21 protein-coding genes are annotated in these 24443 nt (G+C 34.9%); 8 read left to right on the plus strand and 13 right to left on the minus strand.

What is annotated here, in order from left to right; all coding sequences use genetic code 11:
* Nucleotides 1-79: 79 nt before the first annotated feature.
* The 7 genes from ACEE93_RS05495 to ezrA form a co-directional block, all read right to left on the minus strand.
* Complete coding sequence (locus ACEE93_RS05495; RefSeq protein ID WP_449155715.1) at nucleotides 80-1027, minus strand: class I SAM-dependent methyltransferase; 948 nt, start codon at nucleotides 1025-1027, stop codon at nucleotides 80-82.
* Between the two features lie 157 nt (nucleotides 1028-1184).
* A complete protein-coding gene (gene tpx / locus ACEE93_RS05500) occupies nucleotides 1185-1679 on the minus strand; it encodes a thiol peroxidase (RefSeq protein ID WP_449155716.1) in 495 nt (164 codons plus the stop codon).
* Between the two features lie 40 nt (nucleotides 1680-1719).
* Nucleotides 1720-2322 carry an RDD family protein gene (locus tag ACEE93_RS05505; RefSeq protein ID WP_449155717.1) on the minus strand — a complete coding sequence of 201 codons (603 nt, stop codon included), beginning with the start codon at nucleotides 2320-2322 and terminating at the stop codon, nucleotides 1720-1722.
* Between the two features lie 9 nt (nucleotides 2323-2331).
* On the minus strand, nucleotides 2332-3318 hold the full coding sequence (gene sppA / locus ACEE93_RS05510) for a signal peptide peptidase SppA (RefSeq protein ID WP_449155718.1): 987 nt from the start codon (nucleotides 3316-3318) through the stop codon (nucleotides 2332-2334).
* A 216-nt stretch (nucleotides 3319-3534) separates the two neighbouring features.
* The gene (gene thiI, locus ACEE93_RS05515; RefSeq protein WP_449155719.1) at nucleotides 3535-4755 is read right to left on the minus strand and encodes a tRNA uracil 4-sulfurtransferase ThiI; all 1221 of its coding nucleotides are present in this window, start codon (nucleotides 4753-4755) and stop codon (nucleotides 3535-3537) included.
* Nucleotides 4745-5887 (minus strand): cysteine desulfurase family protein, encoded by a 1143-nt coding sequence (locus ACEE93_RS05520; RefSeq protein ID WP_449155720.1) that lies wholly within the window; start codon nucleotides 5885-5887, stop codon nucleotides 4745-4747. The genes thiI and ACEE93_RS05520 overlap by 11 nt, the downstream gene beginning before the upstream one ends.
* Before the next feature lie 189 nt (nucleotides 5888-6076).
* On the minus strand, nucleotides 6077-7774 hold the full coding sequence (gene ezrA / locus ACEE93_RS05525; RefSeq protein ID WP_449155721.1) for a septation ring formation regulator EzrA: 1698 nt from the start codon (nucleotides 7772-7774) through the stop codon (nucleotides 6077-6079).
* 180 nt (nucleotides 7775-7954) lie between these two features.
* Here ezrA and ACEE93_RS05530 point away from each other — a divergent pair, with 180 nt between their 5' ends.
* The 3 genes from ACEE93_RS05530 to ACEE93_RS05540 all read left to right on the plus strand — a co-directional run bounded on the left by ACEE93_RS05530 (nucleotide 7955) and on the right by ACEE93_RS05540 (nucleotide 10411).
* Nucleotides 7955-8407, plus strand: coding sequence for a GAF domain-containing protein (locus ACEE93_RS05530; protein ID WP_449155722.1), 453 nt, complete (start codon nucleotides 7955-7957; stop codon nucleotides 8405-8407).
* 232 nt (nucleotides 8408-8639) lie between these two features.
* Complete coding sequence (gene rpsD / locus ACEE93_RS05535) at nucleotides 8640-9242, plus strand: 30S ribosomal protein S4 (protein WP_449155723.1); 603 nt, start codon at nucleotides 8640-8642, stop codon at nucleotides 9240-9242.
* A gap of 224 nt (nucleotides 9243-9466) precedes the next feature.
* Nucleotides 9467-10411: an ornithine cyclodeaminase family protein gene (locus tag ACEE93_RS05540; protein ID WP_449155724.1), complete on the plus strand. Its 945-nt coding sequence runs from the start codon at nucleotides 9467-9469 to the stop codon at nucleotides 10409-10411.
* 69 nt (nucleotides 10412-10480) lie between these two features.
* On the opposite strand, the gene ACEE93_RS05545 is transcribed toward ACEE93_RS05540, so the two are convergent.
* Entirely contained in the window at nucleotides 10481-11164 is a 684-nt protein-coding gene (locus ACEE93_RS05545) for a glycerophosphodiester phosphodiesterase (protein ID WP_449155725.1), read from the minus strand.
* A 124-nt stretch (nucleotides 11165-11288) separates the two neighbouring features.
* Here ACEE93_RS05545 and ACEE93_RS05550 point away from each other — a divergent pair, with 124 nt between their 5' ends.
* From ACEE93_RS05550 to serA, 3 genes are all read left to right on the plus strand, one after another.
* A complete protein-coding gene (locus tag ACEE93_RS05550; RefSeq protein ID WP_449155726.1) occupies nucleotides 11289-11738 on the plus strand; it encodes an SACOL1771 family peroxiredoxin in 450 nt (149 codons plus the stop codon).
* A gap of 258 nt (nucleotides 11739-11996) precedes the next feature.
* Nucleotides 11997-13160: a pyridoxal-phosphate-dependent aminotransferase family protein gene (locus tag ACEE93_RS05555; RefSeq protein WP_449155727.1), complete on the plus strand. Its 1164-nt coding sequence runs from the start codon at nucleotides 11997-11999 to the stop codon at nucleotides 13158-13160.
* Nucleotides 13150-14742: a phosphoglycerate dehydrogenase gene (serA, locus tag ACEE93_RS05560; protein ID WP_449156442.1), complete on the plus strand. Its 1593-nt coding sequence runs from the start codon at nucleotides 13150-13152 to the stop codon at nucleotides 14740-14742. The genes ACEE93_RS05555 and serA overlap by 11 nt, the downstream gene beginning before the upstream one ends.
* A gap of 70 nt (nucleotides 14743-14812) precedes the next feature.
* On the opposite strand, the gene ACEE93_RS05565 is transcribed toward serA, so the two are convergent.
* Both ACEE93_RS05565 and ACEE93_RS05570 read right to left on the minus strand, forming a co-directional pair.
* Nucleotides 14813-15937, minus strand: coding sequence for an HAD family hydrolase (locus ACEE93_RS05565; protein ID WP_449155729.1), 1125 nt, complete (start codon nucleotides 15935-15937; stop codon nucleotides 14813-14815).
* A gap of 160 nt (nucleotides 15938-16097) precedes the next feature.
* Nucleotides 16098-16721 (minus strand): lysophospholipid acyltransferase family protein, encoded by a 624-nt coding sequence (locus ACEE93_RS05570; protein WP_449155730.1) that lies wholly within the window; start codon nucleotides 16719-16721, stop codon nucleotides 16098-16100.
* A gap of 159 nt (nucleotides 16722-16880) precedes the next feature.
* On the opposite strand from ACEE93_RS05570, the gene ACEE93_RS05575 reads away from it, so the two are divergent.
* Complete coding sequence (locus ACEE93_RS05575) at nucleotides 16881-18152, plus strand: S1C family serine protease (protein WP_449155731.1); 1272 nt, start codon at nucleotides 16881-16883, stop codon at nucleotides 18150-18152.
* Between the two features lie 70 nt (nucleotides 18153-18222).
* Here ACEE93_RS05575 and tyrS read toward each other — a convergent pair whose 3' ends face one another.
* The gene (tyrS, locus tag ACEE93_RS05580; protein WP_449155732.1) at nucleotides 18223-19485 is read right to left on the minus strand and encodes a tyrosine--tRNA ligase; all 1263 of its coding nucleotides are present in this window, start codon (nucleotides 19483-19485) and stop codon (nucleotides 18223-18225) included.
* Nucleotides 19486-19813: 328 nt separating this feature from the next.
* On the opposite strand from tyrS, the gene ACEE93_RS05585 reads away from it, so the two are divergent.
* On the plus strand, nucleotides 19814-20707 hold the full coding sequence (locus ACEE93_RS05585; RefSeq protein ID WP_449155733.1) for a transglycosylase domain-containing protein: 894 nt from the start codon (nucleotides 19814-19816) through the stop codon (nucleotides 20705-20707).
* A 74-nt stretch (nucleotides 20708-20781) separates the two neighbouring features.
* Here the strand turns inward: ACEE93_RS05585 and ACEE93_RS05590 are convergent, their stop codons facing one another.
* Nucleotides 20782-22449, minus strand: coding sequence for a formate--tetrahydrofolate ligase (locus tag ACEE93_RS05590; RefSeq protein ID WP_449155734.1), 1668 nt, complete (start codon nucleotides 22447-22449; stop codon nucleotides 20782-20784).
* Between the two features lie 157 nt (nucleotides 22450-22606).
* Entirely contained in the window at nucleotides 22607-24316 is a 1710-nt protein-coding gene (gene acsA / locus ACEE93_RS05595) for an acetate--CoA ligase (protein ID WP_449155735.1), read from the minus strand.
* Nucleotides 24317-24443 lie beyond the last annotated feature (127 nt).

Consider the following 24443-nt stretch of genomic DNA (forward strand, 5'->3'; position numbering starts at 1 on the left):
GGACTGCCTCCAATATTTATTTAAATTTATTCATATCTATTTAACCATTAATACAGCTTAATTTCAAGAGTATTACAGCTTAATTTTGAGGACGATTTTGTGTCTGCCATTCTTTAAATTGGCTCATAAAGTTTTGGAATTGTTGTGCGTTTTTTAAATCTGGTATATTAGCCAATAAAACTTCGACTTTCTGTGATTTCTGTTGATCTTTGCGTTGTAAAACTAAGATTGATTTTCGAGCTTTTTCATTTTTAAATAATGTTTTAGGTAAATTAAGAAACGCTTGCATTTCTGTTTCTGTAGCAATGAAATTTTCTAACTGTTTTACCTGTTTATCCTCAAATAATTGACTCGGTACAATTAAAAATACATAGCCTCCAGGTTTTACAGCATTCACTGATTGCTCTATAAATAAGTAATGCGCATAACTATGCCCTTCTTCAAAACCTAATGCCATTTCTTTACTACGCTCATCTAACGGATAATAACCAATTGGTAAATCCCCTACGACGATATCTGCATCTTCAAAAGGAAGTGGCATTAATGCATCTTGAGGATAGACATCAAACGGGATTTCTAAGTAATTCGCAAGATGCACACTTAATCTTGATAATACTGGGTCTACTTCGACTAAATGATGCATGATTGTGCGTTCATTTAGCATTTCATGAATTGCAGCGCTTAAATGACCTGCCCCGCTTCCTAAGTCTGCAACGTGCATTTCTTTTTGTTCAGGTTCAAATTGAGAAATTAAAAAACCAACAATTAATCCGATTGAATCAGGCGTAATTTGATGATTTGCTTGAACTTCTTCTTTTTGAAGTTGACTCAAATAAGCAAACTGGAATGCTTTACGTCGATCTTGAAACGTACTTTGTTCTAAAACATCTCGTCTTGATGTGTAAATGTGTTCCATCGCAAGCCCAAGATTTTCAATAAAACTTTGACCATTTTCTTCATTTAGTTCCTGCGTCTTTTCATCTAATATTTGAAATAATGCTTCCATTATCGTTTTAGATTCAGTCATTTTAGTTTTCCTCTCCTTAAGAATAGGTAAAGCGGAACTGAAACCTAACCTTTAACCATTAGATTCCTTTGTTCCGCTTAGTGAAATAGTATTTAATCCTCACAGGTTCAATCTAATAAGACCCGTCCTTGTGAAAAACTGACCTACAGCTCACCGATTAAAGTGATTGATACTTTTCTAGAGCTGCATCAAAATTAGGGAAATCAGTGCCTTCTGGTACGATTTCTTTATAAACGATTTCGTCATTTTCATCTAAAACAAATACTGAGCGTGCTAATAATTGTAATTCTTTCATTACGACACCAAATTTTTCACCAAAATCATGTGTTTGATAATCGCTTAATGTAATGACATTGTCTAATCCATTCGCAGCACACCATCTTTTTTGAGCAAATGGTAAGTCTAATGAAATCGTTAAAACATAGCCATCTTCTTGGCTTGCTTGTTCATTAAATTTACGTGTTTGTTGATCACAAACGCCTGTGTCTAAAGAAGGCACAACGTTAATTAATTTTTTCTTACTTTTATAATCTTCTAATGATTTAGGATTTAAACCATTATCTATTACAGTAAAGTTAGGTGCTTTATCCCCTACCTCAACTGCTTGGCCTTCTAATTGAATTGGATCTCCGTTAAATGTTACTTGAGTCATAAATGAAACCTCCTCTTTTAACTTTATTCATATTATACGTTTAAAATTGAGATTTATCACGCGAAGAAACTTCATTTTCACGTATCATTTTTAAATATTTATTTTTCACAACTACTGTATCAGCAAAATAATCATGTACACCAATGTGTTTCGGCGTGAATATTACAGCCAAATATGGTAATCCAAAAAGAATATTTGAAATAATTCGACCTATCCATTCTCGAAATAATACATCAGTCCATGTAGGGGCTTGAATATGTTTCGTATACACACTAATACCCAATATCATCTTACCTAATGTTTGTTGAAAATATTTAGTCATTAATGTGAAATAAGCGAAGTATATCAGTGCATCGAGAATATGCCCTACGCTAAAATAGCCAATCCATAACTGCCATTCATCAATATGTGTCCACTGGTAAATTGGATTTAACACAAGCTGTGTAAAACCCCATAATATCAGTAAATCAATAATATAACTAAAGAAGCGACGTCCAAATCCAGCATATAGAAATGCATTCAACTCATATTGATATTTCGAAATGGTTTCATGTGCTTGCTGTTCACCTGCAAAGGCGTTTTGAGACCAATTACGATCAGGCTGTGATGGATTGTAGTTTTTTTCTTCATTAATATATTCCATCTGATTCACCTACCCTTTATACATATACATTGGTCGCGCTTCTGATTCGTTATGCAATATTGAATCGACTTGTTCTGCTTTAGCTTGTAATTTTTTCACGAAAGTACTAAAGCCAAACATAGAGTTCCAACTTGATGCTTCTGGATCATATGTCACAATTTGAGCGTCATTGGCTTTAATGGCTTTTTTCAAATCTTTAATGGCTGCTTCTTTGTAACCAATTTGATCAATCAGCCCATTTGATTCAGCTTGTTGCGCACTATATAAGCGACCATCCGCTAATTGACGCACTTTCTTTTCAGACATATCGCGTCCATTACTCACGATATTTACAAAACGATCATAACTATCTTTATTGATAGATTGTAGTATGTCACGTTCTTCATCTGTCATTTCACGTGTCGGTGACATAATATCTTTATGATCACCTGATTTAATAGTATTTGTTTTAATACCTAGATTATCCATTAATTCTGAGTAATCAGTTGACTCAGAAATGACACCGATTGAACCAGTCATCGATTGAGGACCTGCAAATATTTTATCAGCAGGTGCTGATATGTAATACCCACCTGAAGCGACTAAACTTTCCATTTGTACGTATACTTTTTTACCTTTATCTTGAATATCTTTTATCTTTTGATATAATTCATCACTTTCGTATACACCGCCGCCTGGTGTGTTAATGTTTAATAATACCCCTTTAACCGTGATATCATCTTTAACTGCTTCTAACTGATTTAAAACAGATTCATGATTGTATCCACCATCGCCAAACAAACCACCTGAACCCATATCCATGATTTGACCATCGATCGTAATTTCGGCAATTTGTTTCGACGTATTTCCTGGCTCTACAACAGTCGCTTGAGCACCGTTGTCCATCATTGAATCATTAGAAAAAAAGGATGATACAACCGTTGTAATTGTGCTCATTACTATTCCGCCAAGGACAATCACAACCGCTAAAATGATTGCTACAATTCGTTTCGACATAGGATTCTCCCTTTCAAATATATTTTCAACATAATCATAACAAACTTTTTCTGAAATGACGTCGTTTATATGAAACTTTTTTGAATCAATATAAAAATCATATAAAGCATATTGATATTAAATAATACTCTAAAATGGATCCAGTGCTTTCACTATAAAAAAGGACTACTTCCAATATTTAATCATGGAAGTAGCCTACTCATACTTAATGTTTTATTAAAATAAATCGTCGTCCCAATCATTTTTTTCTTGATGGTGCGTATCGTAATCTTTGTCTATTTCAAGTGTTTCAATACCTTCCACCGCTTCATTTAACATTTCTTCAAAGTCAAATCCTGATTCATATTTTACGACTTTATCAAATTGCGGTTCTGTAACTGGATTTTTAGGCGTAAAAATTGTACAACAATCTTCAAATGGTTGTATGGATGTCTCAAATGACCCAATTGCTTTTGCCTTTTCTACAATATCAGATTTATCTAATGAAAGTAGTGGTCGTAAGATTGGTGTGGATGTCACTGCATTGATGGCATACATACTCTTCAATGTTTGACTCGCCACTTGTCCTAAGTTTTCACCATTAACAATAGCGTCTGCGCCAATTTTGTGAACTAGTTTATCCGCAATCCGCAACATCATACGGCGTGTTGAAGTCATTGTATATCGTTCGTGGACAACCTTATGAATTTGTTTTTGTACTTCAGTAAATGGCACAATGTGTAATTTAATCGCACCTACACGACTTGCCATAATTCGCGTTAATTCAATGACCTTTTCTTTTGCCTTTTCACTTGTGAATGGTGGACTATGGAAATGGATAGCTTCTATCGTCACGCCTCGACGCATTACTTCCATACCAGCTACAGGTGAATCGATACCACCTGATAACATCAGTAATGTCTTACCACCAGTGCCTACTGGCAGGCCTCCTACCGCTGGCACCACACGATCATACATGTAAATGGCATCTAATCGCACTTCTATTTTAATTTCATGAATAGGTTGTCTTACATCAACGTGCACATGGTCAACAGCATTTAAAATGGCGCCACCCACTGTAGTTTGAATATCATAAGTTTGAAGTTCAAATTGTTTATCAGAACGTTTAACTTCAATTTTAAAACTATCACCTTGCGCATATTCTTTAGCAAATTGAATCGCTTGAGCTTTAACAAGGTCCATTGATTTATCTAATTTAATGACTGGGCTAATTGAATGGACACCATATACTTTAGAAATACGTTCCATCATTTCTTCAATGTCTGCTTCATCTGTTAATTGAATATACATACGGTCACGATTGGCTTTGACTTCATATCCTTTTAAAGGCATTAAGGCACGTTTAACATTTGATTGTAATTGGTTCACAAACGTTTTGCGATTGCCTCCTTTTAATGTCAATTCTCCATACCGTACTAAAATATGATCATAAATCATTCACTAATAACTCCTTTACTTCTTGATACACTTGGTCAAAAGCTTGCTTAAATGTTTGTAGTTCGTCTTCTGTTAAACCTCTATCTAATGATAATCGAATACTACCTTCAATACGTGTTTTCGAATAGCCCATACCACTCAATACTTCATTCAATGTTGCATGTTTAGACGAACAGGCACTTGTTGTCGAAATCATTATACCTTGTTTAGAAAATGCATTGACTAATACTTCTCCTTTAACCCCTGGAAAACTCATATTTAAAATATGAGGAGAAGCTGTCGATGGTGAGTTAATCTCAACGTTTGGATAAGTATTAATATATTGACGTAATTGTTGATTAGTTTGATTGATTGCATCATAACGTTGAGTTTGAGTTTTTACTGCCAGATTGACTGCTTTGGCGAGCGCGACATCATTTGGAAGATTAACTGTACCACTTCTTAAACCATACTCCTGTCCGCCACCTTGCACAGTAGAAACGATCGCATGTTCATTTTTCAAAATTAATATGCCTTGGCCTTTAAGTCCATTAAATTTATGCCCACTGATCGATAAACTATCAACGCCACGTGTAATTAAAGGCATCTTTCCAATCGCTTGCACCGCATCTACATGAAAATGAACTTTTGGGTAATCAGCCAATAATGCTACAATATCTTGGATCGGCTGAATTTGTCCCATAATATTATTCACTTGCATGCATGTCAGTAAAATAACATCTTGTGTAAGTAATGTTTTAAGATGGTCTATATCTATTTGTCCATCTGACGTGATATTAACATATTCTAAATGAAAGCCCTCTTTTTCTAGTTCACGCATTACTTCTAAAACAGACGGATGTTCAAGGCGCGATGTAATGATGGTGTTACCATATTTTTGTTTGTGATAAGCGGCACCTTTTAATGCCATATTATTCGACTCAGTTGCCCCACTTGTAAAGACGACACAGCGCTCTGAAATGTCTAGGGCTGTTTTGATTTGATTTCTCGCCTCATCTAGTAAACGTTGTGCCTCAATCCCTTTTGCATGAGGGCTATTTGGATTATAAAAAAAGGTTTCATTAACCTTCATAAAACTGCGCAACACATCAGAATGAGGTTGTGTTGTCGCTGCATTGTCTAGATATAACATGTCAAATGACGCCTCCATTTTGAATTACCTTGTTCATTGTACTATAAATTTTAAGGAGTTTGTAAATGATAAAATTATTTTCTATGATTTTCAATTAAGCGTCAATACTTTAGAATCTCGCTCTCTATAAATCATTTTAAACTCATAAAAAGAGTAGAGCTTCATGTAAGCTCTACTCTTTAATAAACATTATTGTGATTCCATGACTTCTCTTTCGATATACTGTGAAATACCTGGCTCAACTTGTTCTAAAGCTTGTTCAGAAATTTCACTTGAACGTTTATATCGGTTATTTTTAAACAAGCGCTCTGCCTCATTTAGACTCTTATCAAGATCGTGGTGATCCTTACGATAACGATTACCGTATTGAATTAATTTTTCAGCATAAACTGCATTAATTAATACGTCATTGGCCTCATCTTCAAATTTATTCATTTGAAGTACGACCTTATTGACTTTGTCTTTTAATTGTTGCACATTAATCGGACGTTCACTAAAACGTTTATTGACTTCTCTTACTTCATAGTCAATCTCATTTTTCATTATAATGAAACGTTCAGGAACACTCGTTAAGTTTGAAGCCAACAACTTACGATAAATCTCTTCTTTTTTACTTTGGACACGTAAGATATGTTGTTCTGCTTCTGCTTCATCTTCACGTAAGGAGACTAAATGATTTTGTAGTTTTTCTTGTTTTTCATTAATAACGCTGACATGGTCTTCAATATATTTTAGATTATCCTGAACTTCACTGTATCGAACTGCTGACTTAGACATTTCTGATAATATCTCATCATAAACAGTGACTAAATTTTGAATTTCATTTTCAAATTGACGTACGCTTTGAACGTCGCTTTCATTGATGTAGTAGTTTTCGCGTACATATTCGATCTCTGTTTGTAAAGTATAGTTCATATCTTTAGCATAAAACAGATCATCTGTAATACGTTCTTTTGATTCTTCAACAGCATTTTTAGATTTTACTTCATGTTCGATTAAATCGTACATTTCATCTAGCTTTTGGTTAATATCTTCTAACTTTTCATTCGCTTCTTTCAATTCTAAGCGACTAATCATCGGTTCAACAAAACTAAGTTCTGTTTTCAAATCTTGAAGCGTGCTATCCACTTTGACATGATCTAAATCATAACCTTCAACTTTTAAATCACGCACACCATATTTAATATCTTGAAATTGACCTGGTAATTCTTTTTGAGTTTCACGAATTAATTCAGGTATTTCTTGCATATCTTCTTTAAGGTAATGGATATCTTCGTTCAATTGTTTAATGTGTTGATGCGCTTCTTGATAGTTACCTTCTGATTTAATCGTCTCATATGAGTCAATTTCTGGTTCAAACGCTTCAATCTCTTGTTCAAGAGGTGCAGCTGCTTCACCATATTGATGACGATTTGCAAGCACGTCTCGCTTCATTTTTCGATGTGTTGCTTTTGTTTCTTCATATATTACGTCACTTTCTTGGTGCATTTTAAACACATCTTCAGCTTCTTCTGTTAAATTTTGATAGTTTTGCTCAAACTGATCCATTAAAGCATGTGCATCATCAATCTCAGTTTGTGCTTGAGAAAATTTAAACTTATCTAAACTTACTTCCGCTTCGTGAATTTTCTCATCTACAGGCACTAAAAGATCGTTTGAGCTTGTTGTCCACTTTTGGTTTAGATCATCGTAGACTTCTTTAGCTTCTCCCGATAAATTTAATTTATTTAATTTTTCAAGACTATTATCATACGATATTGAATTTAGTTCTTGTCTACGTTCTTCAGCCGTTTGAATCATCGACCGTTTACTAGAACGCATGTAAAATAATATACCTATAATAATGAGAAGAATAATAATGATTGCTAATATGATATATAATGCCATGTTTACTCGACTCCTCCTATGTACATACGCTTATTATAACGTAATTCTTCGGTGCATTAAAATGAAAAATTAAAAGAAAATGTAACTTCTTTCGTTTTGATAATCAAACTAACAATTGCGTTTCATTTCGTCGGTCTTTATAATAGTTTTAAATATTTAAAACAAGATAGGAGTGGAAAGATGGAAACGATTAATTATGATTTAATTGCACGTCAACTTGATGCACTACTTGAAGGAGAAACAGATTTAATTGCTAATTTAAGTAATGCGTCTGCGCTTTTAAATGAGTCTATGTCTGATATTAATTGGTTAGGCTTTTATCTTATCAAACAAAACGAATTATTATTAGGTCCTTTTCAAGGTAAACCTGCTTGCGTCCATATTCCTATCGGTAAAGGCGTCTGCGGAACAGCAGTCTCTGAAGCTAAAGTCTTACGTATTGATGACGTCAATGAATTTCCTGGTCACATTGCCTGTGATGCAATGAGTCAATCAGAAATTGTTTTACCTATCTATCAAAATGGAGAGATAATGGGTGTCTTAGATATTGATGCCCCTATTACAAATCGCTTTTCTCAGCATGATGAAGCAGGCTTAAAGCAAGTGGTGGCCATTTTAGAAAAACATCTCTAAGAAAAATAGTAAAATAATGATTGACAAATTATACCACCATGCTATAATGACCTTTGTGTGAATAAACGAAAATAGCAGTTGTATATTGATAGGCTCTATGATGTTCCCAGAGTGGACGTGTCGTGTAACCGTAGCTATGAGGTGATGACACATAAAACATTATACCCCACCGAGCATACAACACTCTTTTTTGTTTTTTCATAACAACAAAAAAGAAAAGGAGGAATCTCTAATGGCTAGATTCAGAGGTTCAAGCTGGAAAAAATCTCGTCGTTTAGGTATCTCTTTATCAGGTACTGGTAAAGAACTTGAAAAACGACCATATGCACCAGGACAACACGGTCCTACTCAACGTAAAAAATTAACTGAATACGGTTTACAATTACGTGAAAAACAAAAATTACGTTACTTATATGGAATGACTGAACGTCAATTCCGTAACACATTTGAAATTGCAGGTAACCAAGGCGGTATTCATGGTGAAAACTTCATGATTTTACTTGCTAGCCGTTTAGATGCAGTTGTATATTCTTTAGGTTTAGCACGTACTCGTCGTCAAGCACGTCAATTAGTTGGTCACGGTCATATTTTAGTAGATGGTGGTCGTGTGGATATCCCATCATATACTTTAAAACCTGGTCAAGAAATTTCAGTACGTGAAAAATCTCAAAAATTATCAGTAATCGAAGAATCAGTTGAAATCAACAACTTTGTTCCTGATTACTTAGACTTTGATGCTGATAACTTAAAAGGTACTTTCGTTCGTTTACCAGAACGTAGCGAATTACCTGCTGAAATTAATGAACAATTAATCGTTGAGTACTACTCTCGTTAAGTTGTTAAACCAAAATGCCAAGTTTGCATTAGCAAACTTGGTTTTTTTATATCTTCTTTCCTTTCAAGCCTCAGCCTTTATTTTACATTTCACTTTTCTTTCCATATACTTTAGGTAACAGAGAGATTTCACTATTGTAAAACTTGAGATTGGGAGATAATACGTGATTATTGATGAAATATCAATTCAATTTCCAATCTCCCCTTACCTAAAGGAGGTATAAAATGAAAGTTTATGATGAACAAACCGTAAAAGAGGTCTATCACATGCACCATGCCATTAATGATATTGAAGCCATTTTAAACAACTTAGATGATGTGAGTCAGGTTTCACGACAAGTCATTCCTACTGGCGAAGGTGCACAATCTATGTTGTATATGCCGGCCATTCATTACAATAAACAAATGGGCATGATTAAAATTACTTCGATTACACCCTCTAATCCTCAACATCATCGTCCGACAACACAAGCAAATCTTATTATGACTAATATCGAAACGGGTGAGCATGTCGCAAGTATTGATGGTAGCTATTTAACGCGTTTAAGAACTGGCGCCCTCAGCGGTATTGCTACAAAATATCTTAGCCGTAAAGATGCTACGACACTTGGACTTATAGGGACAGGCGGAATGGCTTACGAGCAGTTACTAGGTAATCTCGAAGTGCGTGCAATCAAACACGTTATACTTTATAATCGCACAACTGAAAAAGCACAGCAATTCCAAAAGTTCCTTAATGAACATCATCCTGATTTAGAAGTATCGGTGGTTACGGACGTTACTGAATTGGTTAAACAATCTGATATTATTAATTGTCAAACACAGTCAGCAACACCCGTTTTTGATGCTAAGGACGTTCAAAAAGGAACGCATATTAATGGTATCGGTTCATATAGACCTGATATGCAAGAGATTGACTACCACTTACTGCCACAAGCTCAAACTGTTATTTTTGATGACTTAGAAGGTGTTAAAGAAGAAGCTGGAGAGTTTATCAATGCTGATAAAGAAGGTATTTTTAAGTTTGAAGAGGTCAATGGTACTTTACAATCGCTTGTCGAAGCTAAAGATGTTGAACGCTCAAATGAAGACATTACTGTTTTTAAAAGTGTCGGTGCCTCTTATTATGACTTAGCTGTAGCTATCGGTGCATATGACCGATTAAAATAATAAAACTGTATCATTCCATTTAAGCTAGTATGATCCTTTATGATTACGTTGGATTATACTAGCTTTGTTTTATAAGTGGAATAAGTCATCTAGACAATCAGAAATCAATCCATCTACCCCATAATCAATCAATGGCTTGGCATCTTTTACAGTATTTACAGTATAAGGGAATACTTTAAGCTGATGACGATGCGCATGATCAATTAAATATTCATTAACGATGCGATAATCCGGATTAACATAGTTTGCATACTGCGCGATTTCTTTATATGGAATTGTTTTAAAGAAGTATTTGCGTCTACTGATTAGCACACCTAATTGTAAATTGGGATCCAATTGGTGGAGTCTTTTGATAATTGGTTGATTAAATGATTGAATAATTACAGATTGACGCGGAAAGTGCTGACTATCTATGGTTTCTAAAATCTGTTCCCCAATATTTGGATAAAGGTCTGGTTTTTTAATTTCAATTAATATTGATTTATTATAATCTTTAGCTAACTTTAGAAGCGCCTCAAATGTAAGAATGCTTTCTGTTTGTGGACCTTTACCAAAATTAAATGTCATTAATTCCTCTAATGTTTTATCTTTTACACTCCCCTTTCCATTTGAAGTACGATCAATCGTATCATCGTGAATAACGACTAATTGTTGATCCAAAGTTCTATGTACATCGATTTCAATAAAATCGATATTTTGTTTTAATGCTGCGATAAAAGCACTTTGTGTATTTTCAGGAAATTGCTTTGACATCCCCCGATGTGCTATTGTTTTAAACGCTTTATGAGGTTTCTCCAACTTCATAGACAAGTTCCTTTCTTTTTATCTTAATCCTTATTAAACTTAACATATCATATTGTAATTGGAGGCATAATGTATGGCTGAACATGATTTTCATATTTACACCAATTGGGAAGGAGGACGTGATAGCTCTGGAAAGGTATCAAGCGATACTCTCAATCACTCTGTCTCTATCCCTGAACAATTAGGAGGTATAGGTGAAGGCACAAATCCAGATGAGTTACTCATCAGTGCTGCCTCAAGTTGTATCACAATCTCTCTTGCCTCAACATTAGAACGTGCTCATCTTCCATTTGAACATCTTAAGGTACACAGTATAGGCACTGCCTCTTTTGAAAATGGTTACTTTAAAATGAAACACATTCTTCACCAACCTATTATAATTGTAAATAACGAAATAGCACAACAAAAAATGGACCGTAAAATAACACGTCTTATTGAGATAGCTGATAAGCATTGTATGGTCTCAAACAGTTTAAGAGGCAATGTCGATATTCAAATAAAACCATCAATAGAAATCAAATAAGAGACTCCCCCCTATGCTCGTATTAAACTTCAACAAAAGGTTGGGATAAGATTTTTGGACACTATTATTAGGTATCCAATAACATCTATACTTCTTTGTCCCAACCTCACTCTTTTCATACTTGTGTTTCTACCAACGTATTTAACCCATTACTTAATGAGCAAACCCCTTTCCTTCACTTTTAACTGAAACTTTACACTATATATTTGTCTGAAAATTTGGTAAAATGAAACACATCAGTTTAAGGAGGTTCATACTATGTTATATACATACCATTCTTTGTTACTAACACCAGGGCCTACTCCAATTCCTGTAAACATTCAAACAGCAATGAATGCCCCGATGGTTGGACATCGTTCATCTGACTTTCAAGAAATTGCCCAATCTGCCTTTCAAAATTTAAAACCTATCTTTGGCACTAACAATGATGTGATGATTTTAACTTCAAGTGGTACAAGTGCACTTGAAGCAAGTATGGTAAATTTAGTAGAAAAAGACGATCATATTGTAGTCATCGTATCTGGCGCTTTTGGTTTGAGATTTCAAAAAATTGCTGAAACTTATTTTGATAATGTGCATGTTATTAATATTGAATGGGGTCATACATTTGATGTCGAAGCGGTCGTGAATACAATTAAACAACTTAATGTGCCAATCACAGCTGTGTTCACTCAATATTGCGAAACATCAACAGGTGTACTCCATCCTGTAGCTCAATTAGGCCGTGCATTGCATCGTTATGATGACGCTATTTATTTTGTGGTAGATGGCGTTAGTTGTATTGGTGCAGTTGATGTTGATATGGCTAGAGATCATATAGACGTCTTAGTTTCAGGAAGTCAAAAAGCACTGATGTTACCGCCAGGAATTGCATTTGTTGCTTACAATGATAGAGCAAAAACGCGTTTTAAAGCGGTCCAAACACCTCGCTTTTATTTAGATTTAAACCAATATTTAAACGCACAACAACAAAACTCAACACCTTTCACACCAAATGTGTCAGCTTTTAGAGGTGTCAATGCTTATTGTCAGATGATCCAAGAAGAAGGATTGGACCAAGTAGTTCAAAGACATCAACAGATTCAGCGTGCAGTACGAAAAGCATTAGTTGCTTTAGATTTACGTTTACTCACAGAAGATACTTATGCCTCACCAACAGTGACTGCATTTATCCCAAATAATGAGGACGAATGCGCACACATTAAATCAAAGTTAAAATCTGATTTTAATATCGTTATTGCGGGTGGTCAAGGTAAATTGAAAAATCATATCTTACGTGTGGGACACATGGGTTTTATTTCCCCATTTGATTTACTCCCCTTCTTTGCGAGTTTAGAAATGATTTTAACAGAGTACAGACAATCTCAATATATTGGTGTTGCAACTAAAGTGTTTATGGAGGTTTTACATAATGATATATAAAATTCTTGTTGCTGACCCTATTTCTGAAGATGGGTTAAAAGCATTATATGATGATTCAGATTTTCAAATTGAAGTGCAAACAGGTTTAACTGAAGCAACACTGCAATCAATGATAGCGAATTATGATGCTATCATTGTGCGTAGTCAAACAACGATATCATCAAAGATTATCGAGCAAGCTTCAAACTTAAAAGTCATTGCTCGAGCAGGTGTCGGTGTCGATAATATTGATGTTGAGGCAGCTACAAAGCATGGTATTATCGTCATTAACGCTCCTGATGGGAATACAATCTCAGCTACTGAGCATTCTGTGGCAATGATTTTAAGTATGGCTCGAAATATTCCTCAAGCACATCATTCTTTAAAAAATGGCGAATGGGATCGGAAAGCATTTCGGGGTACCGAACTTTATCATAAAACACTCGGTGTGATTGGTACTGGTCGTATTGGTATAGGTATTATTCAACGCCTTCAAAGTTTTGGTATGCGCGTCTTAGCTTATGACCCTTATTTGTCTGAAGATAAAGCAAAAGAGCTAAATATTACTAGAGCTACAGTTGAAGAAATTGCACAACATGCTGATTTCGTTACTGTACATACCCCTTTGACAGAAAAAACAAAAGGCCTAATCGGGGCAGACTTTTTTAATTTAGCAAAACCCAATTTACGTGTTATTAATGTTGCACGCGGAGGCATCATTGATGAAGCTGCTCTAGTAGAGGTCCTTGATCAAAATAAAATAGCCGGTGCAGCACTCGATGTTTTTGAAACAGAACCTGCTACCGAGGCGAAAGTTGTGAAACATCCTAAGATTATCGTAACGCCGCATTTAGGAGCTTCAACTATTGAAGCTCAAGAAAAAGTTGCTGTTTCTGTCTCAGAAGAGATTATTGAAATTATTAAACATCAAAATGTAACACATGCGGTGAATGCACCAAAGGTTATTTTTAAAGAAGATGAAGAGGTGCAACCTTATATTGATTTAGCACAAACCACAGGAGAATTTGGTATTCAATTAATGACTAAAGCTCCTAGAACATTAAAGATTCAATATGCTGGTGATATCGCACTGGATGATACAAGTTTAATTACGCGAACACTTGTAAAGAGTGTGCTTAAACAAGATTTAGGCGATCATGTGAATCTTATCAATGCCCTCGTTTTACTCAACGAACAAAATGTTACCTATACAATTGAAAAAACAAAGAAAAAACAAGGATTTAGCAACTATATCGAACTAGAACTGATTAATAAAGAAGATGTTGTTAAAATTGGAGCAACTGTCCTTAATGGTTTTGGTCCTCGTATTGTACGAATTAACGATTATCCAGTTGATTTTAAACCTGAAACCTATCAATTAGTGATTAACCACCAAGATAAACCAGGAACAGTCGGAAAAACGGGACAAATACTTGGAGAGCACGGGGTAAATATCGCTTCAATGCACTTAGGGCGCACACAAATTGGTGGTAATGCTATGATGATTTTGTCAGTTGATCACAATGTTGAAAAGTCTGTCCAGGCATCACTACTTACGATTGACGGCTTTAAAAACATTACCCAAGTTACATTAAAACAATAATGCCTCATTCATTTTAAGTTAGTTAAAAAGCACCCAAGCGAATATCCGACTTGGGTGCTGATTTATAGTATTAAATTAAATACTGCTCTATATCTAAAACATTTGAAACTAACGTTGTGGCGCCGTGTTCTTTTAATTCTTCTGCAGCCTTTTCCCCTTTTAATCCAGTTAGTGTACCTATAAAGTCGACATCTAACGTTTGAGCACTAAACAAGTCAGCTAAAGAATCACCGACAATCGTAATAGCTTCATTTGAAAAACGATTGTTTTGGTTTGTTGCATAGTCCTTATAATGATCTGATTGATTACCTAAAAAAGACACAATATAAGTAAAAGGATTAGGCTTACCCAATGGCTTTAAATCAGGATATTGTTGTTCAGCTACTAAAACATCCGATGCCGTCGCAATATGATCTTCCTCAAAGTATTCTAATAACCCTAGAGATTTAAATGGTACTATCGTTTCAGTACGTGGTCTTCCAGTTGCGAGTCCTAATGTATAACCTTTTTCACTTAAAGTTTTAAGTAAGCGTTGAATTGCGGTCACATCAGCTAATACTTTTTCTTGGTAAATATATCCCTTTTTAAAGGTTGTTTTTGCTGATTTATTTTCTACCTTTTCATAAAGTTCAGTTCCTAAGTACCATTCTTGATAAATTTCTTGGCAAAGTTGCCAAAGTGCACTATGCATATCAAATAAGGCTACTGAATCTGTTTGAAGATATATTGAAACATAATTTTTTAACTCCTCATAAATCGCATCTTTTCCGTTAGTTGCGAGGAGTAGTAGTTCAAATGGCTTGGTAAATTCTATTGAATAGTTACCCACCTTTTCACCTAAACGTTTTAAAGTTTGATGATTAAATTGACTATCTGTTAAAAATGATTCTCTTTCGTCTTCCGGAAGTTCATGTAATATCGCAGTTAAATGTACTGCAAATACTACGAAAAGCATGTCCCAGTTTGAGTTAATACCCAATGATTTCAAATAATTTAATATAATATCACGTTGAAATACTTTTCTACGAATTGATTGAATATCTTCATCAGTTAATGTATTAAAAGATATATCCGATTCTAAGTTTAAATATGATTCACTAAATAATAATTCATACACAGTTAATGCCGAGACATCGAAACAACGGGATTCATCTAAAAAGACCCCATCAACATCAAATAAAATCGATTTTGTCATGTTGCACCTCCGAATGAAGCGAATTTTCTGAAATTTTATTGTACCATAATCTTTTTACTTGTACAATCACTTTATTTAGCAAAAAGATTAGGGCAAAAATAAATGCTACACCCATTGATTTCACACTCATTTTTGCCCTATTTTTCAATCTCTAATGTTTTTATTTTGTTGAACCTTTAACATATTCATTTAATTCTTGTTGTAATTGTTTTGTTCTTTCGTTAATCAGTGATGTAATATAGTCCACTTTTTCTTGGCGTTTAAGTCCTGATGGTAATTGAGTCACATCAATAGGTTCACCAAATTTAATATAGGCTTTCTCTTTTAACATACCTAGTATTTTATGTGGACCCACATAAGCAGCCGGTAAAATTGGCTTTTTCGCTAATAAAGCAATCGTCGCAGCACCTCTTTTTAAAGGTACCTCCTCTGTTGTACGACGTCCATTTGGGAAAATCCCTACAGTTTTATTAGCATTTAATAATTTGACCGGTTGTTTTAATGTGCTTGGGCCTGGGTTTTCACGATTAACAGGAAAAGCATTTAAACCAGTTAATAATTTTCCAAACCATTTGTTTTCAAATAATTCTTGTTTTGCCATGTAATGAATTTGGTTGGGCAGCAATGCTACACCTAAAAGAATAACATCATTATAACTTTCGTGATTACAAGTTACCAAATAGCGATAAAGTTGTGGTTTATTTTTCTCTCCTAATACTTCAAGATTTTTAAATAAGTTTACCACAATCCATTTGATTACTGTTCCGATGATATGATATAACACAATTTCACCTACTCTTTACATTGATTAATCTTCTAAAGTTTATCACTTTCCTATATTTTCAACAAGTATCGTCATCTTATAATTAAGTCTAAAGTATGATAGTAAGTTACTGGTAAAATTTTATAAAAGCTATCATAATATGACTGAAGGAGGCATTTTATGAAAGATAATGAACAATTTAACCCATCATCTAACCAAACTGATCCATCAAGTTCGAATTTCGAACACCGAAGTACACCCCCTCCGAATAAACCTAAACTACCTTGGTTGAAAATCTGTCTCATTTCCCTCGTTTCTGGCTTAATTGGTGCATTGATTGTTTTAGGACTCACGGGTGCATTATCCAATTTTATACCTAACTTTGGAAATCAATCAGGTTCTGAAGTCAATGTCGCAAAAGACCAAAATGGAGGTAGTACACTTGATGGTCAAAGCGACAATTATGATAGTGTTAATCAAATGATTCAAGATAAGTCACCTTCTATTGTCGGTGTTATTAATGAACAAAAAGCGACAAGTTTGAGAGACTTATTAAGAGGTGAATCTACAGAAGCTGAGCCTTCTGGTATAGGTTCTGGTGTAGTCTATCAAAAAAGTGGCAAAGATGCCTATATCGTCACAAACAATCATGTCATTGAAGGTGCATCTTCTTTAAAAGTACAATTGCATAACTCAAAACAAGTTGATGCGAAATTAGTAGGTACAGATGCACTCACAGATATAGCCGTATTAAAAATACAAAATACCGATGACATTAAAGCCATTCAATTTGCAGACTCATCCAAGGTTCAAACAGGAGATAGCGTCTTTGCAATGGGTAATCCATTGGGCTTAGACTTTGCAAATACGGTGACTTCCGGTATTATTTCAGCGAGCGAACGTACTATTGAAGCTGATACATCAGAAGGTAGTAATCAAGTCACTGTCCTTCAAACAGATGCTGCAATCAACCCAGGTAACTCAGGTGGTGCACTTGTCGATATTAATGGTAACCTTGTGGGTATTAATTCTATGAAAATAGCATCTCCACAAGTTGAAGGTATTGGTTTTGCTATCCCAAGTAACGAAGTAAAAACGATTATTGAACAACTTGTTAAAGATGGCGAAATTAAACGTCCATCCATTGGTATTGGTATGATTAACGTAGCAGATATTCCAGAACGCCTACGTGAAAATCAAGACGAGGATAAAGGTGTATATGTTGCTGAAGTTCAACGTTCAAACATTGATTTAAAAGAAGGCGATATCATTACTAAAGTAGATAATGAATCTATCGAAAATGATTCGGACTTACGTGGTTACCTCTACAAAGAGAAAAAACCAGGCGATACTGTGACGTTGACGGTTCAACGCGATGGCAAGTCCACAACGGTAGAGGTTCAACTTGCAGAAACAGATAATCGCACAAATAGTGCTCGTTCAAATAATTAAAATCAATATGATATCATTGACTTCATTACAAAAAAGGTTGGAAATAAACTATTTCCAACCTTTTTTCTTCTTATTGATAATTTACCATGAAATATTTTTTCTTACCGCGTCTAATAATTGTAAAAGCACCTTCGTACTGATCTTTTTCACTTAATTCATATTGTAAATCTTGTTCTCTTTCACCATTGATATAAATCGCACCATTAGTAATAACTTCACGTGCTTGACGTTTTGATGATGAAATTTTCGTTTCAACCAATGCTTCTACTAAATTTTTAGTATCGCGTGATAATGTCACTTGAGGCACATCTTTAAATCCTGTTTTAATTTCTTCTGCTGATAATGATTTTAAGTCCCCGCTAAATAACGCTTCACTGATACGTTGTGCTTCTTTTAATGCTTCTTCGCCGTGAATAAATTGTGTAACATTTTCAGCTAATGCTTTTTGTGCTTTACGTAAATGCGGTGCTTCTTTAACAGATTCCGCTAACGCTTCAATTTCCTCTTTTGATAAGAAAGTGAAGTATTTTAAGAACTTAACGACATCTTCATCACTCGTATTAATCCAAAATTGATATAATTCATATGGGCTTGTCTTTTCAGGGTCTAACCAAACCGTACCAGATTCAGATTTACCGAATTTTTTACCATCAGCTTTAGTGACTAATGGAATTGTTAAACCATATGCATCTGTTGTGCCGTACATACGGCGCATTAATTCAATCCCACTTGTGATGTTGCCCCATTGGTCAGAACCACCAATTTGAAGTTTCACACCCATTTCTCGATTAAGATGTCCAAAATCAATTGCTTGAAGAATAGTATACGTAAATTCTGTATAAGAAATACCATGTTCTAAACGTGTCTGGATTGAATCTTTCCCAAGCATATAGTTGACGCCAACATGTTTACCGAAATCTCTTAAAAACTCAATTAATGAAATTTGGCCTAACCAGTCTTTGTTATTAACTAAAATGGCACCATTATCTTGATTAAAATCAAATAAACGTTCCATTTGTTGTTGAATGCCTTTCACATTCTTTTCTACTTGATCTTCAGTTTGTAATACACGTTCTTCTGTTTTACCAGATGGATCACCAATCATGCCTGTTCCTCCACCGATAAGAACAACTGGACGATGACCCGCTTCTTGAAATCGTCTTAAAGTAAGATATGGCAATAAATGACCAATGTGTAAACTATCCGCTGTAGGGTCTGCACCACAATATAGTTTTACTTGCTCTTTATTTAATAATTCCTCAATTGCAGCTTCATCCGTTTGTTGATAGATAAGCCCTCTCCACTTTAAATCATCTATTAATGCATTAGACATATTAAAAACCCTCCTTAAAATTAAAAAAGCACCACTCACATTGATTAAATGTAAGGGCGCTTGTGCACGTTACCACCATACTTGATACTTTTACAATGATACGTTCATTGTCAAACGTTGAAATACATTAACTGAAGTGTATTCGTACTATTATGTTTACTAGTTCTCACCTACCACTAGCTCTCTGAAAATAACACCAATAGAACTACTTGTCTTCAATTTCAACTTCATATTGAATTAGTTGTATTATACGGTGTTTTATTCTTATTGTCAATGAGTTGTATACGACTCGCAATATCATGCTATAATATAATCAATTATGGAGGTCATGCGTGTGAAAGGATTGCAAGATTTAACCCAGCGTTCGTCTATAAAACAATTTGATGATTATGTTATTCGTATTAAAAACATTATTAAAGTGATCGTCACTATATGTGTCATTGTTGTAATGCTTGGTATTGGGGTCTGCCTAGGTTATTTTGGAAGTATTATCTCTAAAGAACGGTCAATCGATGATACGTCTTTATTAATAGAAATGACCACCTTTCCTGGCTCAGAATCTTTAGATATTCAACAACATCACATTATAGATGCTTACAATCAACCTTATCCTTTATTAATAGCAGGACCGGCAGAAGTTTCTCCGTTTGTCTCTAAAGCCATTATCGCTTCTGAAGACGCGCAATTTGAATCTCATGCGGGTATTTTACCGAAAGCGATTTTACGTGCTATGTATCAAGATATTTTTAATCATACAGGTGCTACAGGTGGAAGTACGATTACCCAACAACTTGTCAAAAATCAACTTTTAACGAGCGATAAAACTTATGATAGAAAAGCAAAAGAAATTATGTATGCGTTACGGGTGGAAAAGTTACTTTCTAAAGAAGAAATTATGTATACCTACCTCAACATCGTACCCTTTGGATATAATCATTACGGTGAACATGTGACAGGCATCACCTCGGCGTCTTATAATATTTTCGGAAAATCTCCAAAATCATTAAATTTAGCTGAATCTGCTTATCTCGCTGGCCTGATTCAAAGTCCTTATTATTTCACACCGTACGAAAAAGATGGTCAGAAAAAAGATGCTGAGGCACTACAACCTTCTATTCAAAAACAACAGTACGTGTTAAAACGTATGCTGATTGAAAATCAAATTACAAAAAAGCAATATCAAAATGCATTAAAAATCGATATTTCTAAATATCTTATATAATGAAATAAAGCACGAGATGCATAGCATACTATGCGATCTCGTGCTTTTTTATGAGTATTAATACATAACGGTCATTAGAATAAACCTAATGCGTGACCATCTTCAGTAACATCCATGTTTAAGGCTGCTGGTTTTTTAGGTAAACCTGGCATAGTCATAATTGCACCTGTTAATGCGACAACGAAACCAGCACCTGTTTTAGCTTCAAGTTCACGGATTGTAATTTCAAAATCAGATGGTGCACCTAATTGTGTTTGATCATCTGAGAATGAATATTGTGTCTTAGCCATACATACTGGATATTGATCCCATCCGTTTTCTTTAAATTGTTTTAATTGTTTTTGTGCTTTTGAAGTAAACGTTACTTTAGAACCACCATAAATTTCAGTAACAATTTTTTCGATTTTTTCTTCTAATGGTAATTCTAAATCGTATAAACGTTTGAATTCTTTAGGTTGGTTGATGACATCTAGTACTTTTTCAGCTAGGTCAACACCACCTTCGCCGCCTTTTTCCCAAACTTCTGTAAGAGATAAGCGAACATTATTTTCAGCTGCCCATTCTTTTACAAAGTTGAATTCAGCGTCAGTGTCATGAATAAATGCATTTAATGCAATAACTGGTTCAACACCGAACTTACGGATATTATTTACATGACGTTCTAAGTTAGCAATACCAATTTTAAGTGCTTCTACATTTTCTTCTTTTAAGTTGTCTTTAGGTACGCCACCATGCATTTTCAACGCACGAATTGTTGCTACAAGTACTACAGCATCTGGTTCGAAATCAGCTTTACGTGATTTAATATCCATGAATTTTTCAGCACCTAAGTCTGAACCGAATCCTGCTTCAGTAACTACAACATCAGCTAAGTCACGTGCAGTTTCAGTCGCAATGATAGAGTTACAACCGTGTGCAATATTTGCGAATGGTCCACCATGAATTAATGCTGGAGTACCTTCAATTGTTTGAACTAAGTTAGGTTTAATAGCATCTTTTAAGATCATTGCTAAAGCACCTTCAACTTTTAAATCACGTACTGTAACTGGTTTACGATCACGTGTATAACCGATTGTGATATTACCGATGCTTTCTTTAAGATCTAAAAGACCAGTACTTAAACATAAAATGGCCATAATTTCAGAAGCAACAGTGATATTGAATCCATCTTCACGTGGGACACCTTTTGTTGGTCCACCCAATCCAACGACAACTTCACGTAAAGCACGATCGTTCATATCTAATACACGTTTCCATTCAACACGACGTTGATCAATGCCTAGCTCATTACCTTGATGAATGTGGTTATCAATAAATGCTGATAAAGCATTATTTGCTGTAGTAATCGCATGGAAGTCCCCGTTAAAGTGTAAGTTGATATCTTCCATTGGTAATACTTGGGCATAACCGCCACCTGTTGCGCCACCTTTAATACCAAAAATTGGTCCTAAAGCTGGTTCTCTTAAGGCAACCATTACATTTTGGTTTATCTTTTTAAAGGCATCTGATAAACCAACTGTTACAGTCGATTTACCTTCCCCTGCTGGTGTAGGACTCATCGCAGTAACTAAAACGACTTTCCCTTTTTCACCTTTAGTTTTGATTTTAGAAATATCAATTTTTGCTTTATAGTGCCCATATTGCTCTAAAGCATCTTCAGAAATGCCTGCAGTTTCGGCAATTTCTTTAATTGGTTTTAATGTAGATTGATTTGCAATTTCTAAATCTGATAAATGACTCAAAATCTTCAGCCCCTTAATTGAAATTCATTTTTGAAAATACATTGTAAACGCATACAATATGTGTTAAAAAAATATTTCCACATCAATTATAATAACGAAATTGATTTTAAATGTCGAATAAAACCGGTTACATGATTTTAAGTCATCGAATTTTTTATTAATCTTCCATTGTACTTAAGTCTCCAGTAGGTAAATCTAATTCCCATGCTTTAAGCACACGACGCATGATTTTACCAGATCTTGTTTTCGGTAATTTATCTTTAAATTCAATTTCTCTTGGAGCTGCATGAGCTGCTAATCCTTTTTTAACAAAGTCTCTGATTTCTTCCTTCAATGCGTCCGACGCTTCATAGCCATCGCGTAACGCAATAAATGCTTTAATGATTTCACCACGTACAGGGTCAGGTTTACCAATAACACCTGCTTCAGCTACTGCTTCATGTTCAACAAGTTTCGATTCAACTTCAAATGGACCTACGCGCTCTCCTGCTGTCATAATGACATCATCCACACGCCCTTGGAACCAAAAATAGCCATCTTCATCTTGATAAGCTGAATCTCCCGATACATACCAATCGTTAATAAAATAAGATTCGTATTTACTTGGATTTTTCCAAATTTTATACATCATTGATGGCCAACCCTTTTTAATCGCCAAGTTACCCATGCGATTTGGTGGTAGTTCTTCACCATTATTATCAACAATAGCTGCTTCAATACCAGGTAGCGGTTTCCCCATTGAACCGAGCTTGATATCCATTGAAGGATAATTCACAATCATGTGGCCTCCTGTCTCAGTCATCCACCAAGTATCTAGCACACGTTTACCAAATACATGTTTTGCCCATTTAATCACTTCTGGATTTAATGGTTCTCCTACAGATAAAATGTTTCTTAGAGATGATAAATCATATCGTGTCACAATGTCATCACCTGCACTCATTAACATACGCAATGCAGTAGGTGCTGTATACCATACTGTAACACCGTACTCTTCTATCATACTGTACCAAGATTCAGGAGAAAAACGCCCCCCTACAATACAATTGGTAGCCCCATTGAGCCATGGTGCAAAGATACCATATGATGTCCCTGTTACCCATCCAGGATCTGCAGTACACCAATATACATCATCTTCTTGTAAATCCAACACATATCGTCCAGATATATAATGAACAAGCATTGCATTTTGAACATGGAGTACCCCTTTTGGCTGTCCTGTTGAACCTGATGTATAATGTAAAATTAAACCATCTTCTCTATCTAGCCATTCAACTTCAAAATCTTGACTCGCTTTAGTCATTTCTTGATTAAAATCTATATAGTCCTCTTCTACCTCATCATCCACGACGATAATAGATTCAAGATGTGGTAATTCATCAACAGGAATACGCGGTAAAAGCGCATTCGTTGTAATAATTACTTTAGCATCACTATTATCTAAACGATCCTTAACCGCTTTTTCCATAAAAGCTTCAAATAACGGTCCTACAATAGCACCTAGCTTTAATGCCCCTAATAAGGCAAAATAAAGTTCTGGTGTTCTTGACATGAAAATAAAGACACGATCCCCCTTTTTAACGTGTGCTTTATCTTTTAATACATTCGCTGCTTTATTGGATTGTGCTTTTAGATCTTTAAATGTATAGCTTTCTTTTCGTTTAGCGTCTTTGTAGTATAATGCGACTTTCTCTCCTTTACCTTCATCTACATGGCGATCAATACATTCATATGCCATATTGACCTCCCCCGTTGATGACCAAGTAAAGTGTCTTTCGACCTCTTTCCAATCAAATTGGTCATAAACTGATTGATAGCTAGAAAGATTAAAGTCCCCTGTTTCCCCTTTGTATACTTCAACTTTCATAGTCATATACCCCCTTGTTTAAATTCATAAGTCGAACCTATTATAACTTAACGAATATTAATTTTCAAAAAATTCATCTTTTTCTGAAATGTAATGCATTAAAGGTATCTTTACATTATAATAGTAT

The sequence above is a fragment of the Staphylococcus sp. 11262D007BW genome (assembly GCF_053547815.1).

Excerpts from the sequence above, each read along its gene's own strand:
- ACEE93_RS05520 (WP_449155720.1), bottom strand. The coding sequence starts at position 5,887 with ATGTTATATCTAGACAATGCAGCGACAACACAACCTCATTCTGATGTG.
- acsA (WP_449155735.1), bottom strand. The coding sequence starts at position 24,316 with ATGAAAGTTGAAGTATACAAAGGGGAAACAGGGGACTTTAATCTTTCT.
- ACEE93_RS05505 (WP_449155717.1), bottom strand. The coding sequence starts at position 2,322 with ATGGAATATATTAATGAAGAAAAAAACTACAATCCATCACAGCCTGAT.
- ACEE93_RS05575 (WP_449155731.1), top strand. The coding sequence starts at position 16,881 with ATGAAAGATAATGAACAATTTAACCCATCATCTAACCAAACTGATCCA.
- tyrS (WP_449155732.1), bottom strand. The coding sequence starts at position 19,485 with ATGTCTAATGCATTAATAGATGATTTAAAGTGGAGAGGGCTTATCTAT.
- ACEE93_RS05565 (WP_449155729.1), bottom strand. The coding sequence starts at position 15,937 with ATGACAAAATCGATTTTATTTGATGTTGATGGGGTCTTTTTAGATGAA.
- ACEE93_RS05530 (WP_449155722.1), top strand. The coding sequence starts at position 7,955 with ATGGAAACGATTAATTATGATTTAATTGCACGTCAACTTGATGCACTA.
- ACEE93_RS05550 (WP_449155726.1), top strand. The coding sequence starts at position 11,289 with ATGGCTGAACATGATTTTCATATTTACACCAATTGGGAAGGAGGACGT.
- ACEE93_RS05540 (WP_449155724.1), top strand. The coding sequence starts at position 9,467 with ATGAAAGTTTATGATGAACAAACCGTAAAAGAGGTCTATCACATGCAC.
- serA (WP_449156442.1), top strand. The coding sequence starts at position 13,150 with ATGATATATAAAATTCTTGTTGCTGACCCTATTTCTGAAGATGGGTTA.
- ACEE93_RS05555 (WP_449155727.1), top strand. The coding sequence starts at position 11,997 with ATGTTATATACATACCATTCTTTGTTACTAACACCAGGGCCTACTCCA.
- tpx (WP_449155716.1), bottom strand. The coding sequence starts at position 1,679 with ATGACTCAAGTAACATTTAACGGAGATCCAATTCAATTAGAAGGCCAA.
- ACEE93_RS05545 (WP_449155725.1), bottom strand. The coding sequence starts at position 11,164 with ATGTCAAAGCAATTTCCTGAAAATACACAAAGTGCTTTTATCGCAGCA.
- rpsD (WP_449155723.1), top strand. The coding sequence starts at position 8,640 with ATGGCTAGATTCAGAGGTTCAAGCTGGAAAAAATCTCGTCGTTTAGGT.
- thiI (WP_449155719.1), bottom strand. The coding sequence starts at position 4,755 with ATGATTTATGATCATATTTTAGTACGGTATGGAGAATTGACATTAAAA.
- ACEE93_RS05585 (WP_449155733.1), top strand. The coding sequence starts at position 19,814 with ATGCGTGTGAAAGGATTGCAAGATTTAACCCAGCGTTCGTCTATAAAA.
- ezrA (WP_449155721.1), bottom strand. The coding sequence starts at position 7,774 with ATGGCATTATATATCATATTAGCAATCATTATTATTCTTCTCATTATT.
- ACEE93_RS05495 (WP_449155715.1), bottom strand. The coding sequence starts at position 1,027 with ATGACTGAATCTAAAACGATAATGGAAGCATTATTTCAAATATTAGAT.
- sppA (WP_449155718.1), bottom strand. The coding sequence starts at position 3,318 with ATGTCGAAACGAATTGTAGCAATCATTTTAGCGGTTGTGATTGTCCTT.